Below are 15,269 nucleotides of genomic sequence, written 5' to 3' on the forward strand. Positions count from 1 at the left end.
CGACGCTGATCGTCGGCGGGCCGCGCCTTGACGATACGACAAGGTTCATCAGGCAACCATTCCCCTGACGCGGCGACCCACAAGTCGGGCCGCGGCAGTGGTCCCCGACGCGTCCCCCGGTTGTCCCCGGCTTGCCTCCGGGGTTATTCCGTACCAGCCCCACCAATCCGAGTGTTCTATCTCACCAACCGTCAACCCCTTCCTACGGTCGCGTAGCTCACACCCGAAGGTGAATCATGGGGCGACGTGGCAGACGATTCGAAGAATGACTACAGATCAGTGATCGGGTCGTACGTGGCGGTGGGGGACAGCTTCACCGAAGGCGTCGGCGACCCCGGCCCGGACGGACAGTTCGTCGGCTGGGCCGACCGGTTCGCGGTGCTCCTCGCCGACCGGCGGCCCGAGGGCGACTTCGCGTACACAAACCTTGCCGTGCGCGGCAAGCTGCTCGACCAGATCGTCGAGGACCAGCTCCCGAAGGTCCTGGACCTCGCCCCCGACCTGGTGTCCTTCTGCGCGGGCGGCAACGACATCATCCGGCCCGGCACCGACCCCGACGACGTCGCCGAGCGCTTCGAGCGGGCCGTCGCGGGCCTCACGGCCGTCGCGGGCACCGTCATGGTGACCACCGGCTTCGACACCCGTGGCGTGCCCCTGCTCAAGCATCTGCGCGGCAAGGTCGCCACGTACAACGGGCATGTCCGGGCGATCGCCGACCGGTACGGCTGCCCGGTCCTCGACCTGTGGTCGCTGAAGACCGTCCAGGACCGGCGCGCCTGGGACGAGGACCGGCTCCACCTCTCGCCCGAGGGGCACACCCGGGTCGCCCTCAGGGCGGGCCAGGTGCTCGGCATCGAGGTGCCCGCCGACCCGGACCAGCCGTGGCCGCCGCTGCCGCCGCGCGGCACGCTCGAAGTACGGCGCGACGACATCCAGTGGGCACGCGAGTACCTGGCCCCCTGGATCGGGCGCCGACTGCGCGGCGAGTCCTCCGGCGACCGCGTCGAGGCGAAGGGCACCCTGTCTCCGGACGACATCAGGGAGCGGATCGCCCAGGCGGTGTGAGCGCGGGCGCTCGGGGCGGGGCGCGTGCTTGACGGGTGCGGGCACTCTCCCTGGGCGGGTGTGGTTACCTGGCCTCGGCAGGCTGGCCACTCACGCTCGGCCCCGTACTTGGCGGGCGCGGTCAATTGCCCGGCGGGCACGGCCTTTTGCTCGCGGTGTGCCCGCCGGTGGCGTACGCGTTCGTATGTGGGTCGGGCACTACCGGGCGGTGGAGGTTCCTTCCGTCCGCCGGGTGGTGTTCGGTACGTCGCAGGAGTCCTTGAAGCCCTGACTCGTCAGCCCCAGCGCGGAGTTGATGCGTGAGCGCAGGTTCTCCACCGCGACCATCGCGGTCAGCTCGACGAACGCGGGCTCCCCCAGGCGACCGATGAGCCGGGCGGCCAGCTCGTCGTCCACCTCGGGCGGTGTGGCCGTCATCGCCTCGGCGTACTCCAGGACATCCCGTTCCGCCTCCGTGTACACATCACTGTCCCGCCAGCGCGGCACGTCGAGCAGCTTCTGCGGGTCCATGCCCTGCTGCCGCCCCGCCCAGTAGCCGAAGTCCATGCACCAGGAGCAGCCGATCGTCGCGGCGGCCCCCATCTCGGCCAGCACCTTCAGACCCGGGTCGAGCTGGTTCCACTTCCCCACCGCACGCTCGAACTGCAGATAGGACCGCAGCACACGGGGCTGGTGGGCGAGCGCCTTGCCGGGGTCGAGGACCTTGCCGTACGTCCGCCGCGAATACCACTCCATCATGCGGAAGAAGACGGTGCGGCGCGGAGTCAGGGAGACACGGGCCATGGGTGGCACCTCCAGTACGTCGTTCCCGGGCGCTCCTCGTGGGCGCCCGCACCATGACGACGTACCGGCGCCCCCGAATGTGACATCCGGCCCGACGAGGCGAACGCTCCCGCGCTGTCAGAGGGGCCGACCATAATGAACTGCCGGACCGACTCCCACAGATCGACTCTCACAGGAGGTGCCGTGACTGGTTCCCGTTCTCTGACGTCCGGGCTGCGCGCCGTGCAGCCCGCGGCCTTCGGCGCGGACCCGAGCGGAGAGCGGCTGGCACGCATCCGTAGATCACCGAACTTCGCGAACGGCGCCTTCGTGAACCCCGAGGGGACCCGGACCCGTCCGACGGGCGGCTCCGCCCTGGACCTGGCGAAGGCCTTCTTCCGCAAGGAGGACCGCGCCCGCCGCGGCCCGTCCGGCACCATCCCGGTGCACCCGACGACGTACGCCGATCTGGCCAGGCCCCCGGCGAGCGGGCTGCGGCTGACGTGGATGGGGCACTCCGGGGTGCTCGTCGAGATCGACGGGCACCGGGTGCTGATCGACCCGGTCTGGGGCGAGCGCTGCTCCCCGCTGGCGTTCGCGGGCCCCAAGCGGCTGCACCCGGTGCCGCTGCCGCTGGCCGCGCTGGGCCCCGTCGACGCCGTCGTCATCTCCCACGACCACTACGACCACCTCGACCTGCCCACCATCAAGGCGCTGGCCGACACCGACACCGTCTTCGTGATACCGCTCGGCGTCGGTGCCCATCTGGAGTACTGGGGAGTCTCCGCGGACCGCTTGCGCGAGCTGGACTGGCATGAGTCGACGAAGGTCGGCGGCCTCACCCTGACCGCCACACCCGCCCGCCACTTCTGCGGCCGGGGCCTGCGCAACGGACAGCACACGCTGTGGGCGTCGTGGTCCGTGGCCGGTGACGAGCACCGCGTCTACCACAGCGGTGACACCGGCTACTTCAAGGGCTTCCAGGAGATCGGCGCCGAGTACGGCCCGTTCGACGCCACGATGATCCAGATAGGCGCGTACGCGGAGTTCTGGCCGGACATCCATATGACCCCCGAGGAGGGCACGACCGCGCATCTCGACCTCCAACGCGGCCGACCCCACGGCGTGTTGCTGCCCGTCCACTGGGGCACCTTCAGTCTTGCCCCGCATCCCTGGGCGGAGCCGGGGGAGTGGACGCTGGCCGCGGCGGAGGCGGTCGGGCAGGCGGTCGCCTTCCCCATCCCCGGCCAACCGTTCGAGCCCGCCGGGGAGTTGCCCACGCGCCCGTGGTGGCGGGACGTGTCCCTGCCGCTGAAGCGTGAGTGGCCTGTTCCGGAGGTCAGCGCCGAGGTGTCACCCGAGGATCTCGACCTCGTGGGCGAGGGCTGACCGCGGAGGAACCGAGGCGCGTGTCGGACATCCTCGCGGTGGGGGCGCACTCATCGTCCGACAGGCGCCGCCTCCACGCCGCCGCGCACGGCCCGCTCCTCCGCGTCCGCCAGCCAGAAGAAGACCGGCGGCAGGGCGAGTTCGATCACCGTCAGTGCGAGCTGGAACCACTGCGGCCATCCGTGTGTGGCGAGTGAGAGGAGTCGGCCGACGCCGCCCAGGAGGAAGACGGTGGCCAGCCACCGTACCGCCTGAGCCGGGATCGGGCGCTGCCGCGCGGCCCAGAGCCACGCCAGCCCGTAGCCGACGAAGCTTGCCCCCATGAACCGGCCCCAACTGTCGATCGTCGCGCCGGCGGAACCGGCGCCGGGGATCGCCGCGTTGCCGAGTGCCACATGGAACAGGCCGATCGCCACGCACGCCCAGCCCATCACCTGTGCGAGTACGCGCAGAGCCCTGGCCATGGTCCCTCCAAGCAGTCCCGAACGGGGCTTAGTTGACATGTGTCTACTACCTTGGACTTGCTAGTAGACACGTGTCAACTACACTTCGTCCGTGCCTCCCCGCCAGCGACTCACTCCCGCCGACCGCCGCGCCCAACTCCTCACCGTCGGCGCACGGCTCTTCGCCGCACGCCCCTACGCCGACGTGCTGATGGAGGAGGTCGCCGAAGAGGCCGGTGTCTCCCGGGCCCTGCTCTACCGACACTTCCCCAGCAAGCACGCCCTCTTCGCCGCCGTGTACCAGCAGGCGGCGGACCAACTGCTGGCCGGGACGCGGCTCGACCCCGCCGACTCCCTGGTCGAACAGCTCGTCCAGGGCATGGACATCCACCTCGACTACTTCGTCGCGAACCGCAACGCCGTCCTCGCCGCGAACCAGGTCCTCGCGGGCGACCCGGTGATCCAGACGATCATGACGAACGAACTGGACATGCTCCGCGCGCGACTGCTGACCGTCCTGCCCCTCGCGGACGACAGCACCCGCGAGGTCGTGTCCGGCGTCCTGAAGAGCTGGCTGGTCTTCGTCCAGGTCCTCTGCGTCGACTGGCTCACCCACGAGACCTGCACCCGCACCCAACTGCGCGACATCTGCGTCGGCGCGGTACTCGGCGGGCTTCGCCCGCTCATCCCCGAACTCGAGTAGTGCCAGGGGCCGTTGACGTACATCCCGGCAGAGGCCGGTCAGCGAGGTCCCTGAGGGGGTGAGCACCGATTAGGGATGAGGCCCTTGGCTTCGGCAGGATGGGTGCATGACCGAGATCCATACGCCCCGCCTCCTCCTCCGTACCTGGCATGACGACGACCTCGTGCCGATGGCGGACATCCACGCGGACCCACGGGTCATGCGCTGGATCGACGACGGCTCGGTGCGCGACCTGGAGCGCACCGCCGAGGACATCGAGCGGTGGGAGGAGGAGTGGGACGAGGAAGGCTTCGGGCTCTTCGCCGTCGAGTTGCTGGCCTCGGGCGAACTGATCGGCTTCACGGGACTGTCCGTACCCGAGTTCCTGCCGGAGGTGATGCCCGCCGTGGCGATCAGTTGGCGGATCGGCTCGCAGTTCTGGGGCCAGGGGTACGCGTCCGAAGCCGCCCACGCCACACTGGAGTTCGCTCTCCAGGACCGCGGTCTGGACCGCGTCATCAGCATCAACCGGGTGGGTGACAACGCCTCCGAGAACGTCCTCCGCAAGCTCGGCATGACGTTCGAACGGGAGACGACCCACCCGGTGTACGACTACCCACTGCGCGTCCACGCCATCGACCTCACCGAGTTCCAGGCATGAATCGACCGCGCCGCCGCTGCCGCCATGTGTCGGGCGCGCGGCTTCCTAGGACACGCGTATCACCGCGTACGTCTCGCCGTCCTGCGGCGGTCGGGTCCAGGAACGGGTGGTGAACGTGTGCAGCCGCCCGTTCACGATGGCGTGACGTGGCAGAGCCACACCGAACTCCGCGGTCACCGCTTCCAGGAGCCGCCGTTCCGTCTCGGTGTCATCTCCCTGCTCGCCGAAGAACCGGCTCGGGTCCAGCGCCTGCGGTATCTCCCCGCTTCTCCTGATCTCTCCGTTCACGTACGTGAACGCGTACTGCTCGGTACCGTCTTGCGCCACCGAAAGGTGGAAGTACGGATCCCTGTACCACGCCCTCAGGCCGCTCCACACCACCACCGCGCGGGTGCCCGCGCTGGCGGCAGCGGCCGGTGAGACGAGCCGCTCCTCGGGGAACGGGGCGGGGTCGTCGTCGAAGGCGAAGCTCCAACCGGTGCCGGCCCGGCCGACCGCCACGAGAGCCCTGTCGTCGTAGGACGAGAACTCCCGCTGGTTCTGCGGCGGTTCGCGACGCGCGTCCCACAACGTCATGGGTTCGTTCAGCACGATGCCGTCCCCGTCCCCGTCCGCGAGCCGTCCGAGTACGTCCTCCGGCTCGACCCCCTCCAACAGGACGAACCGGTAGGACGTGCGGTTGTTGCCCGGGTCCGGCTCCGCGAGCCACGCCAGACTGTCCGGGTCGAGCGCAGCCGTCGGAGTCGGTGCCTCGCCCGTCTGCCCGCCCCGTGGTGTGGAGAGCAACTCGCGGCCCCGCTCCGGGGTCAGCAGCGGCCCGAGGACCGGGTCGGCCACCCACCCCAGCGGCGCCAAGTGGTCCGGCCCCAGCGGCTCCCACAGGGGCAGAGCGTTCAGCAGCGTCCGCCATGCCCGGTCGCTGTCTCCCCACCGCGCCAACTCCCGCGCCCGCTCGACCGCTTCACCGAACGGTCCGGCCACCGTGTATTGATACGTGCCGTTCCGTGCCGACTCCAGCATCGCGTAAGCCAATGACACCAAGTCGTCGTCCGCACCGCGCAGATGGAACGTCAGCAGGGAGTCGTCCCGGTACGAGTGGGCCGCGTGCTCGGCGACCAGCGGTGGCAGCAGCTCGGGCGCGTACCGCGGGTCTGTCACCAGGCCGTCGAAGTGCACCGCGTGACTCTGTCCGAGCAGGCGGCGTATCTGGTCACCCAGCCCGGTGGCGCGCGGCCTGCCGTACTCCTTGGCCGCGTCCAGCGCCTCTTCGGCCCATTGCCAGCCGCCGCGCAACGCCTTCAGCCTGGCTTCCTCCACCAGGGCGTCCAGCTCTTGCGTCGTGTCGTTGACGAACGTCGGCTCCTCGGCGCTCTTGTCCGACCGCAGGCTGTGGAACTCCCGGTACATGTCCCGCATGAACTCAAGGAAGTTGCCGTACCGCTCCGGTGGCGCGGCCCGCCAGCTCGCCCATGTGTAGACGGCCCACTCGCCGTCCTCGTCCACGTCCTCGGGGTCCATGAGGACGTAGATGGCGTCGGACTCCACGTCGAGCTGTAGCCCGCGCCGCCAGACGTCCACCTCATGCCGCTCCTCGGGTCCGGCGTCCTCGTCCAGGTACTCCTCGAAGATGTCCGCGAGTCCCGACTCGTCGTTGTGCCAGCGCGCGTCCTCGGTTCCCGCCAGCAGCCATACGAACCCGCCCGCGTTCCGCCAGCCGTCGCTGACCTTGAGGAACTCCCGGTACGAGGGCGGCATATGGCGGCCGAGGCGCTTCTCCACGGCGGTGATCCGCTCCTCGGACGCGGGCGGGAACCCGAGCCATCGCGCCCGGCGCGCGGCCTCGTCGTCCTCGCCCTGCGTCTCGCCGTCCGGCAGGGAATCCGCCCACTCCTCGCTCCACTTGACGAGGAAGGGCCGCCAGTCGAATGCCGTGGTGTCCGTCATGCGTCTGATGCTGCCACCCGCCACTGACAACGCTCCGCTGCTCGCACCAGCGCGGCAACCCGCCGCGTGTGCCCCCCTAGGCTGTCCCGCATGAACGACCACTCGCCCTCGGAGTCAGCATGCGGCGTCGAACTGCGCACGCACGAGCCCGCGTTGCGGGTCAGTGCTCGCGCGGTCGTCGTGGACCAGGAGGGCCGTGTCCTTCTCATCCGGCATCGCGATGGCGACCGGGAGTTCCACGTTCTGCCCGGCGGACGTGTAGAGCCCGGTGAGACGGCTGCCGAGGCCGCCTGCCGGGAGGTGAGGGAAGAGACCGGCTTGCGAGTCAGCATCGGCGAACTGCTCTGGGTCCGCGAGTACTTGCCGGAACGGCACCCGGGCCACCCGCACCACCGAACCCGAACGCAGCAACTTCAGTTGTACTTCGCGGCTCAACCAGCCTCAGAGGGCGCGTCGTCGGCAACAGCGCCGGACCGCACACAGTCAGCCGTCGTGTGGCATCCTCTGGCCACCATCGGTGAACTGGTCCTGCTTCCACTGGGGTTGACGGCACCTCTCGTCGGACTCGGCGCCGGACAAGCCGCGACCGGCTCCGTCTACCTAGGGGACCTACCCTGAACGTGAGGTCCGTATGGGACTTGGCGGCATGTGCCGAACGGCGCCCGTCGGACCAGAACCGCCTGGTGAGAAGAGCGTTCGCCGCTCGGAGGGCATGCGATAGGTTGCCCGTCATGACCGAGCTTGGACCCATCGCCTGGCCGCCTGCCCCGATCAGGACCGAACGGCTCGTGCTCCGCGAGTCCGAGGCCCGGGACCGCGCGGCGTTCATCGAGCTGTTCGCATCGCCGGAGGTGGGCACCTACATCGGTGGCCCTCGACCGCGTGCTGAGCTCGACCGCGCGATGCCTGAGGTGCCCGGTCGGCACCCTGGCCGTTTCGTGATCGATCTCGACGGAGCGATGATCGGCATGATCACGCTCGATCGTCGCGACGCAGAGCGTCCGGGCCACGTCCGACCGGGTGCCGGAGAGGCCGAACTCGGTTACATGTTCCTGCCGGAGGCGTGGGGACGCGGGTACGCGGCCGAGGCATGCGCGGCGGCCCTCGACTGGTTCGCCGACGCGTGCCCCGACGAGCCCGTGGTGCTCTGCACCCAAACAGTCAACGACCGCGCGATGCGCCTCGCAACGAAGCTGGGGTTCACCGAGGTGGAGCGGTTCGAAGAGTTCGGCGCCCAACAGTGGTTCGGCGTCCGTACTTGACTTCGCCGACAGGCTGAACCCGCCGTACGGGTGAGAGGGCTCCCGCCAGGGGCCCGGCGTCGGCATGGGCGCAGTGGCACCGCGACCAGATACCTGAGTCGAGATTTGCCGTGTTTGCCGGTAATAGTGGAATTCATAAGCGGAGTTGTCGCCCGTGATTTCCATCCATCCCATTATGCTGTGATTCATGTCACGGTGATCACGTTGAACGATCATGGATTGGCATGTCCACTTCCCGGGACTCCTGTGACACGATGCCAGCGTCCGTCCTCGGGCAAGGCAAAGAGTTCATCCGGTCCATCGATCGTCTGAATCACATGCGGGGGGCGAGAGTGTCGAGAGTGATCGTCGTCGGATATCGAGGCGATCTCGACCGGGCGCTGAGACGTCGCGGTCTGAATCCTTTCTCTGTGGTCCAATCCCTCATGGGTGTGCCGGAGGAATTCGAGGAGGAAGCGGCCCTCAGGTTCGGGGAGTGCGCCATTCGGCTTCCCGGTGGATTCTCCCCACAGGACGATGAATTGACCTACGGTGTCGATCTCCTCGGCGCCGAGGTCAGCGCACTCGGCGCACCGCCGACCCGGATGGGCCATGGTGGAACGCACGACGCGCCGTCCGGTTCCTACGGCCGGAACGGCCAGACGATCGTGTCCGACCCGGACGAATCCGAACTGGACAAGAAGGTTCGTGACGTCGTCCGATTCAATGTGACCAATATGCCCGATGGAGCGCGGAGAGCGGTGTCGCACTCCTAGGAGGCCCGCGCGCCGGTTGTCCGCGGCGCGTTCGTCAAGCGCCCACTCGTCAAGAGCCCCCACACCAGAGTTCACTCAGCACGGTCCACTCGTCAGGGAATGCGTGGCGTACCCCTGCCTACATTTCCCGTTCCTTCGACCGGAGGTCCTCTCTTCATGCCCGAAATACGTCGTGTCGCGACGCTTCCCGACCTGCTCGACAGGGCAGCACTCGACATGTCCCGCGGTGTCACCTTCGTCGGTGGTTCGTTCCTTTCCTACGCGGAATTGCGGGACTCCGCGGTCTGTATTGCGCAGGGGCTCCGCGACCACGGCATTGCCCCGGGCGACCGCGTACTGATTACGGCCACCGACCCCGAGTATTTCTTTCCCGCCTTTTGGGGCTGTGTACTGAGCGGCATCGTGCCGTGCCCGGTCGCACCGGCGGCCGATCCGGCGCGGTGGCGTGACCGGTTGGAGCATCTGCGGACGCTGCTCGGCGACCCGCTGGTGATCGGCTCCAAGGCGGCTGCTCACGAACTGCCCGATGTGGGGCTGCGATCGGTGACCGTCGAGGAGCTGAGCCAAACCCAGGCCGGGGCCCAGCAGTTGCACACACCCGACCCGGACGACCTCGCCCTGCTCATGCTCACCTCGGGATCCACCGGCAAGAGCAAGGCTGTTCGGCTCACCCACGCCAACCTCCTCGCCGCGCAGGCCGGGAAGGCGGGAGCGCTTGGACTCGGGCCCGACGACACCTCGTTGAACTGGATCTCGGCCGACCACATCGCCGCCATCGAGGCTCATCTGCTGCCCATGTTCAACGGAGCGAACCAGGTCATGACGGACCCGGCCACGGTCCTCGCCGACCCCCTGGAGTTCCTCCGACTGATCGCGGCGCATCAGGTCCGGGTGACCTTCACCCCCAACTTCCTGTTCGGCCAACTGAATCAGGCGCTCGACCGACAGCCGCCGACGGCCGGAGAGTGGGACCTGTCGCACGTCCGCCACATCATCTCCGGCGGTGAGGCCACCGTGACCGCCACCGTACAGAACTTCCTGGCGGCGCTCGCCCCGTACGGACTGCGCGGCGACGTGGTCGTGCCCGCCTTCGGAATGACGGAGACCTGCGCGGGCAGTGTGTTCAACCGCGACTTCGCCTCTCGCGACCTGGACCTGGAATTCCCGTCGCTCGGAAGGCCCGTGCAGGGCCTGGAGATCCGTGTCGTCGGGGGAGACGGCACCGTGCTGGCCACCACGAGCCGACCCGGCTGCACCAAGCCGGGCGATGTGCAACTGCGCGGCACGATGGTCACCCGCGGGTACTACGGGAACGAGACGGCCACCGCCGAGGCGTTCACCAAGGACGGCTGGTTCCGTACCGGGGACCTCGGACACCTGGACGCCGACGGCCGGTTGACGCTCGTCGGCCGTACCAAGGACTCCATCATCGTCAACGGCGTCAACTACTACAGCCATGACCTGGAGGCGGCCCTCGACGAACTGGACGGTGTGCGACGCGGGCAGGTCGCCGCGTTCCCGTTCCGGCCCGAAGGCGCCGACTCCGAGCAACTCGTCGTCGCCTTCGTCCCCGCCGATGACGCGACGGACGACACGTCCCTGTACCGGACACTCGTCGCCATCCGCAGCTCCACCATCATGCACTGGGGCTTCAGACCGCATCTCATCCTGCCCGTCACCGAGTCGGCCATCCCCCGCAGCAACCTCAGCAAGATCCTGCGGATGTCGCTGCGCGCCGCCGTCGAGGCCGGTGACCTGGACGCCGCGGTCCGCCGCGCGGACGAGGTGAGTACGCGGTTCCTCGGCGGCTACGTGGCTCCGGAAGGCGACGTCGAGACCACGCTCGCCGAGGTCTACGCCCGCGTACTGAACATCGAGCAAGTACCCGCGACCGCCAGCTTCTTCGACCTGGGCGGCACCTCTCTCGACGTGCTGCGGCTCAAGTTGCTGATCCAGCAGGCGTTCGGCATCGACGGCCTACCGATGGCGACACTGCTCCAGGCACCGACCGTGCGCGCGCTCGCCCGTCGGCTCACCGCCGACCGCGAAGCCGGCGGGGACGCCGCGTACGACCCGCTGGTGCCCCTCCAAGTGACCGGCGACGGAACGCCGTTGTTCTGTGTGCACCCGGGTCTCGGCGAAGTGCTCGTCTTCGTCAACCTCGCCCAGTACTTCACCGGCGAACGGCCGTTCCACGCGCTGCGCGCCCGCGGGTTCGGCAAGGGCGAGACCCACTTCGCGTCGTTCGACGAGATGGTCACCACCTACGTGGCCGCGATCCGGCGGGCCCAGCCCTGCGGGCCGTACGCCGTCGCGGGCTACTCCTACGGCGGCGCCGTGGCGTTCGAGATCGCCAAACGGCTCGAAGCCGACGGCGACGAGGTGAAGTTCGTCGGCATCTTCAATCTGCCGCCGTCCATCTCCGGCCGGATGAACGAGATCACCTTCACCGACGGCGCGATCAACCTCGCCCTGTTCCTGGAGCTGATCGACCCCTCCGACATCCCGGACCTCACCGCGACCCTGCGTCCGCTGCCGGAGGCCGACCAGTTGGCGTATCTCGTCGACCACGCCCCGCAGCGCCGCCTGACCGAACTCGACCTCACTCTCGAGCAGTTCACCGCCTGGGTCCATCTCGCGCAGAGCATGGTCCACCTGGGCCGCACCTACGAACCGTCCGGATCGATCGAGCGGGCCACGGTGTTCTACTGCACCCCGCTGAAGGGCACCAAGCAGGACTGGCTCGACCAACAGCTCCGCCACTGGGACCGGTTCGCGCGCGGCACCAACGCGTACATCGAAGTCGACGGCGAGCACTACACGTTGATGAGCCCGCAGCACGTACAGACCTTCCAAGCGACCCTGCGGCGCGAACTGGCCCGAGCGCTCGACCGATGAACCAGGAGCAGCCGATCATGCACAGCAAGAAGATTCTCGTCACCGGCGGCACCGGCCAGGTCGCGCGGCCCGTCGCCGAGGCGCTCGCCCGCGACAACGAGGTGTGGTGCCTCGGCCGGTTCGGCGACCCGGCCGCCCGCAAGGCGCTGGAGGACGCGGGCGCCCACACTGTCGTCTGGGACATGGCCGACGGCGAACTGGCCTCACTGCCCGGGGACTTCACACACGTCCTGCACTCCGCGGTGCACCGGGGCGACGGCCGTGACTTCGAGGAGACCGCGCGGATCAACACCGCGGGCACCGCCCGGCTGATGACACACTGCGCCGACGCCGAGGGCTTCCTCTACGTGTCGTCGGGCGTGGTCTACCACCGGGCCGAGCCCACCCACCGCTACCGCGAGGGCGACCCGCTCGGCGGAGCGGCGCCCTGGCTGCCCACGTACCCCGTGGCCAAGCTCTCCGCGGAGGGCGTCGTCCGCGGCCTGTCCGAGGCGCTCGGTCTGCCGTCCGTGATCGCCCGGCTCAACATCGCCTACGGCCCGTACGGGCACGGCGGGGTACCCATGATCCTCTTCCGGGAGATGCGCGGCGGACAGTCGGCGGCGGTGCCGCACCACGGGCAGAACTACTGCAACCTCCTGCACACCGACGACATCGTCCGCCAGGTGCCGCTGCTGTGGGGCTCCGCTCGGACCCCCGCCCAGGTCGTGAACTGGGGCGGTGACGAAGAAGTCGGCGTCACCGACCTCATGGAGTACATGTCCGCCCTCACCGGGGTGCCGTTGCGCGTGGAGCGCAGCGACTACAGCCGGGAGACGGCGATCTTCGACCACGAGGTACGACGCGGCCTCATCGGCGACTGCACCATCGGCTGGAAGGCCGGGATCGCCCGCACGCTCGGCGAGCTGTTCGAGGAGTACCGCGAGCGTATCGACGCCCACCAAGGGGCGTTCCAGGCCCAGGAAGGGGAGCGGCATGCGCAGGCCCGCTGACATCGACGCGCTGCGACAGGCACTGTGCGCGGCCCTCGGGTCCCGTGAACCCGTGTGTTCTCTGTCCCAACTGAGGTTGAGTGAGGGGGTGTTCACGGACGACGACGTCCTGCGCCGCCCCACCCTGGTCGCAGGCGCCGCGGGTTACGGCCCGACCAGCCCCGCCCCCACCGCGCAGGACGTCGACGCGCTCGTCCGACGGGCCGAGGAGTCGGAGGCCGCGCAGATCCTCGTGCCCCGTGTGCGCCGCACCGACGACGCCGGGGCCCTTCGCGCGGCCGGCTTCGTCCCGGTCGCGGCCGGTGCCGAGTGCGTGGTACGGCTGAACGGCGACGTGGACGAACTGCTGCGTGGCCGCCTCGGAGCCGAGCGCCTGGACGATGTGCGTCGGCGTAGCCGAGCGCTGCCCCTCACCTGGGAGCGGATCCCGCTCGGCGGACTCGACGAGAAGCCCTGGGCGCGCGAGGCGTTCGTCAACATCCACGGCGACCTCTTCGACGCGGCGGCTCTACGGGCCCTCGAACAGAGCCAGTTGGCCGACCGCGCCGAACTGCTCGTCCGGCGCCGGGGCGAGAGCGTCGTCCAGGCCGGACTCCTCGTGGGCTCCCACAGCGGCCGAGGCCTGTACTGCCTCGCCCTGGCCACCGACCGGGACGATCCCGCCGCCCGCCACGGTCTCCACGTGGTCTCCCTGTACCAGTTGTACGTCGACGCCCACCGCGACGGCCTCGACTGGGTCCACCTCGGGCAGGGTGAGGCCGATCGCCAACGCGCTCTGGGTGCCGACCTCTTCGTCCCGCTCGACCACTGGCTGCGCGCCCCCGGCCTGACAGCCCCCGAACAGGCGTCCACGGCACCGGAAGTGTCCCGGTTCACGGCCCCGCCCGTCACCACGGTCGCCGTCCCCGGCCCGGCCCGCTTCCGGCACCGCCCGCGGTTCGACCTGATCGACCTGTCGAGCAACACCAACCCGTTCCTGGGCCCCGGCGGACGCTATCCCGAACTCGACACGACCGACCTCGCCCGTACCTACCTCACCACCGTGGCCCAACTGCCCGGCCACAAGGGCCTCGACGCCCTGACGGACGACCATCTGCTCTTCTCCAGCGGTGCGGTGGACGCCGTCATGCTGCTCCTGACGGCCCTGACCTCGCCGGGCGACCGGGTGTGCGTGACACCGCCCACCTTCGAGCTGTACGCCCACTTCGCCCAGGTACTGAGCCTGCCCGTCGTGGACGTCCCCCTCGGCGGACAGGACATGAACCGGCTCGACGTGCGGCGGATGCTGGCGGCCGACCCCCGCGTCACGATCCTGTGTGACCCGAACAACCCCGTCGGCACCCGGCTCGACCCCGAACAGGTCCATGAACTCATCGCCCACACAGAGGGGTTGGTGGTGATCGACGAGGCCTATGTCGAGTTCAGTGACAAGCCGTCGTACGCCGGTCTGGTCGCCGAGCACGACAACCTCATCGTGCTGCGCACCCTGTCCAAGGCGTGGGGGCTCGCCGGGGCCCGCTGCGGCATCGCCCTTGCCCAGCCCGGAATCATCGAGGCGATGCGTCGGGTGCAGGTGCCCTTCGGCTTCACCGACGCGTCACAGCGCGCCGTACGGGAACGGCTTGTCGACGTACGCCGTGTGCGCGACAGCATCGGTGACATCCTGGCCGAGCGGGACCGTATGGCCGCCCTGCTGGCCGAACACCCCACGGTGGACCGGGTGTTCCCGACGCAGGCCAACTTCCTGCTGGTCCGGCTGCACAAACACGAACAGGTCATGGACCGGCTGCGCGCCGCGGGCATCATGGTCGCGGACGTCGGACGTCTGATCCCCGACACCTGCCGCATCTCCATCGGCGAGAGGCGCGCGAACGAGTCGCTGCTCGACGCGCTCACCGCCGCCCTGTGAACGCCCTTCTGTGAAACAGGGGTTCTGTGGGCCGACGCCGTAGCGACGACGTCGGCCCACCTGTTCCTCAGTCGGTCTTGTTCGCCTTGCCCGGCGTCTCGATGATCAGGAACGACAGCACTTCTTCACCGATATTCTTCAGATCGTGGAGGCGATACTGTCCTTCGCTGAATTCGAAGTATCGGGTGGTGCCGCGCTCATAGGTGATTTCCCGGCTGGTTCCGTCGCTTTCGTGCTGGCGCGCCTGGCCGGGGGTCAGGGCTATCCAGTAATAGTCGCACTCGTGACGGTGGACGGGAAGTCGCTCGCCGGGGGCGAGGTGGGTCTGCCAGATGCGCAGCTCAGGGGTGTCGTGCAGCAGCGTCTGGCCACACTGGTCGTGGTGCGCGTTCGTGTCGAATTCCTGGTGCAGTGGCGGGCTCCAGCGGTCGAATGCCTGGGCCACGACCTTGTTCACCAGTGAGAGAGCGGCGGCGGAATCAGTACCCATGAACCGAATCCTTTCGG

14 protein-coding genes are annotated in these 15,269 nt (G+C 69.0%); 10 read left to right on the forward strand and 4 right to left on the reverse strand.

Features of this window, described 5'->3' with window-relative positions; genetic code table 11:
* Positions 1-279: 279 nt before the first annotated feature.
* Positions 280-1,065: an SGNH/GDSL hydrolase family protein gene (locus tag ACZ60T_RS11965; RefSeq protein WP_365628367.1), complete on the forward strand. Its 786-nt coding sequence runs from the start codon at positions 280-282 to the stop codon at positions 1,063-1,065.
* A gap of 198 nt (positions 1,066-1,263) precedes the next feature.
* On the opposite strand, the gene ACZ60T_RS11970 is transcribed toward ACZ60T_RS11965, so the two are convergent.
* Positions 1,264-1,848 carry a carboxymuconolactone decarboxylase family protein gene (locus tag ACZ60T_RS11970; RefSeq protein ID WP_469665764.1) on the reverse strand — a complete coding sequence of 195 codons (585 nt, stop codon included), beginning with the start codon at positions 1,846-1,848 and terminating at the stop codon, positions 1,264-1,266.
* A 183-nt stretch (positions 1,849-2,031) separates the two neighbouring features.
* Between ACZ60T_RS11970 and ACZ60T_RS11975 the strand changes: the two genes are divergently transcribed.
* Complete coding sequence (locus ACZ60T_RS11975; protein ID WP_469665765.1) at positions 2,032-3,216, forward strand: MBL fold metallo-hydrolase; 1,185 nt, start codon at positions 2,032-2,034, stop codon at positions 3,214-3,216.
* 50 nt (positions 3,217-3,266) lie between these two features.
* Here ACZ60T_RS11975 and ACZ60T_RS11980 read toward each other — a convergent pair whose 3' ends face one another.
* A complete protein-coding gene (locus ACZ60T_RS11980; protein ID WP_469665766.1) occupies positions 3,267-3,680 on the reverse strand; it encodes a DUF4345 domain-containing protein in 414 nt (137 codons plus the stop codon).
* A gap of 91 nt (positions 3,681-3,771) precedes the next feature.
* On the opposite strand from ACZ60T_RS11980, the gene ACZ60T_RS11985 reads away from it, so the two are divergent.
* Complete coding sequence (locus ACZ60T_RS11985; RefSeq protein WP_469665767.1) at positions 3,772-4,362, forward strand: TetR/AcrR family transcriptional regulator; 591 nt, start codon at positions 3,772-3,774, stop codon at positions 4,360-4,362.
* Positions 4,363-4,468: 106 nt separating this feature from the next.
* Positions 4,469-5,002, forward strand: coding sequence for a GNAT family N-acetyltransferase (locus ACZ60T_RS11990; protein WP_365628263.1), 534 nt, complete (start codon positions 4,469-4,471; stop codon positions 5,000-5,002).
* Positions 5,003-5,047: 45 nt separating this feature from the next.
* On the opposite strand, the gene ACZ60T_RS11995 is transcribed toward ACZ60T_RS11990, so the two are convergent.
* Positions 5,048-6,946, reverse strand: a complete 1,899-nt coding sequence (locus tag ACZ60T_RS11995) for an SMI1/KNR4 family protein (RefSeq protein WP_469665768.1) — start codon at positions 6,944-6,946, stop codon at positions 5,048-5,050.
* Positions 6,947-7,036: 90 nt separating this feature from the next.
* Here ACZ60T_RS11995 and ACZ60T_RS12000 point away from each other — a divergent pair, with 90 nt between their 5' ends.
* From ACZ60T_RS12000 to ACZ60T_RS12025, 6 genes are all read left to right on the forward strand, one after another.
* Positions 7,037-7,564: an NUDIX domain-containing protein gene (locus ACZ60T_RS12000; RefSeq protein ID WP_469665769.1), complete on the forward strand. Its 528-nt coding sequence runs from the start codon at positions 7,037-7,039 to the stop codon at positions 7,562-7,564.
* A gap of 113 nt (positions 7,565-7,677) precedes the next feature.
* Positions 7,678-8,208, forward strand: a complete 531-nt coding sequence (locus ACZ60T_RS12005) for a GNAT family N-acetyltransferase (RefSeq protein WP_469666074.1) — start codon at positions 7,678-7,680, stop codon at positions 8,206-8,208.
* 341 nt (positions 8,209-8,549) lie between these two features.
* A complete protein-coding gene (locus ACZ60T_RS12010) occupies positions 8,550-8,963 on the forward strand; it encodes a hypothetical protein (protein ID WP_469665770.1) in 414 nt (137 codons plus the stop codon).
* A 156-nt stretch (positions 8,964-9,119) separates the two neighbouring features.
* A complete protein-coding gene (locus tag ACZ60T_RS12015) occupies positions 9,120-11,861 on the forward strand; it encodes an alpha/beta fold hydrolase (protein WP_469665771.1) in 2,742 nt (913 codons plus the stop codon).
* A 17-nt stretch (positions 11,862-11,878) separates the two neighbouring features.
* A complete protein-coding gene (locus ACZ60T_RS12020) occupies positions 11,879-12,853 on the forward strand; it encodes an NAD-dependent epimerase/dehydratase family protein (protein WP_469665772.1) in 975 nt (324 codons plus the stop codon).
* Positions 12,837-14,762: a pyridoxal phosphate-dependent aminotransferase gene (locus tag ACZ60T_RS12025; protein ID WP_469665773.1), complete on the forward strand. Its 1,926-nt coding sequence runs from the start codon at positions 12,837-12,839 to the stop codon at positions 14,760-14,762. The genes ACZ60T_RS12020 and ACZ60T_RS12025 overlap by 17 nt, the downstream gene beginning before the upstream one ends.
* Positions 14,763-14,829: 67 nt before the next feature.
* On the opposite strand, the gene ACZ60T_RS12030 is transcribed toward ACZ60T_RS12025, so the two are convergent.
* On the reverse strand, positions 14,830-15,252 hold the full coding sequence (locus ACZ60T_RS12030) for a cupin domain-containing protein (RefSeq protein ID WP_469665774.1): 423 nt from the start codon (positions 15,250-15,252) through the stop codon (positions 14,830-14,832).
* Positions 15,253-15,269: the final 17 nt, after the last annotated feature.

The sequence above is a fragment of the Streptomyces sp. NPDC104371 genome, assembly GCF_055583785.1.

Excerpts from the sequence above, each read along its gene's own strand:
- ACZ60T_RS11970 (WP_469665764.1), bottom strand. The coding sequence starts at position 1,848 with ATGGCCCGTGTCTCCCTGACTCCGCGCCGCACCGTCTTCTTCCGCATG.
- ACZ60T_RS11980 (WP_469665766.1), bottom strand. The coding sequence starts at position 3,680 with ATGGCCAGGGCTCTGCGCGTACTCGCACAGGTGATGGGCTGGGCGTGC.
- ACZ60T_RS11990 (WP_365628263.1), top strand. The coding sequence starts at position 4,469 with ATGACCGAGATCCATACGCCCCGCCTCCTCCTCCGTACCTGGCATGAC.
- ACZ60T_RS11995 (WP_469665768.1), bottom strand. The coding sequence starts at position 6,946 with ATGACGGACACCACGGCATTCGACTGGCGGCCCTTCCTCGTCAAGTGG.
- ACZ60T_RS12000 (WP_469665769.1), top strand. The coding sequence starts at position 7,037 with ATGAACGACCACTCGCCCTCGGAGTCAGCATGCGGCGTCGAACTGCGC.
- ACZ60T_RS12005 (WP_469666074.1), top strand. The coding sequence starts at position 7,678 with ATGACCGAGCTTGGACCCATCGCCTGGCCGCCTGCCCCGATCAGGACC.
- ACZ60T_RS12015 (WP_469665771.1), top strand. The coding sequence starts at position 9,120 with ATGCCCGAAATACGTCGTGTCGCGACGCTTCCCGACCTGCTCGACAGG.
- ACZ60T_RS12020 (WP_469665772.1), top strand. The coding sequence starts at position 11,879 with ATGCACAGCAAGAAGATTCTCGTCACCGGCGGCACCGGCCAGGTCGCG.
- ACZ60T_RS12025 (WP_469665773.1), top strand. The coding sequence starts at position 12,837 with ATGCGCAGGCCCGCTGACATCGACGCGCTGCGACAGGCACTGTGCGCG.
- ACZ60T_RS12030 (WP_469665774.1), bottom strand. The coding sequence starts at position 15,252 with ATGGGTACTGATTCCGCCGCCGCTCTCTCACTGGTGAACAAGGTCGTG.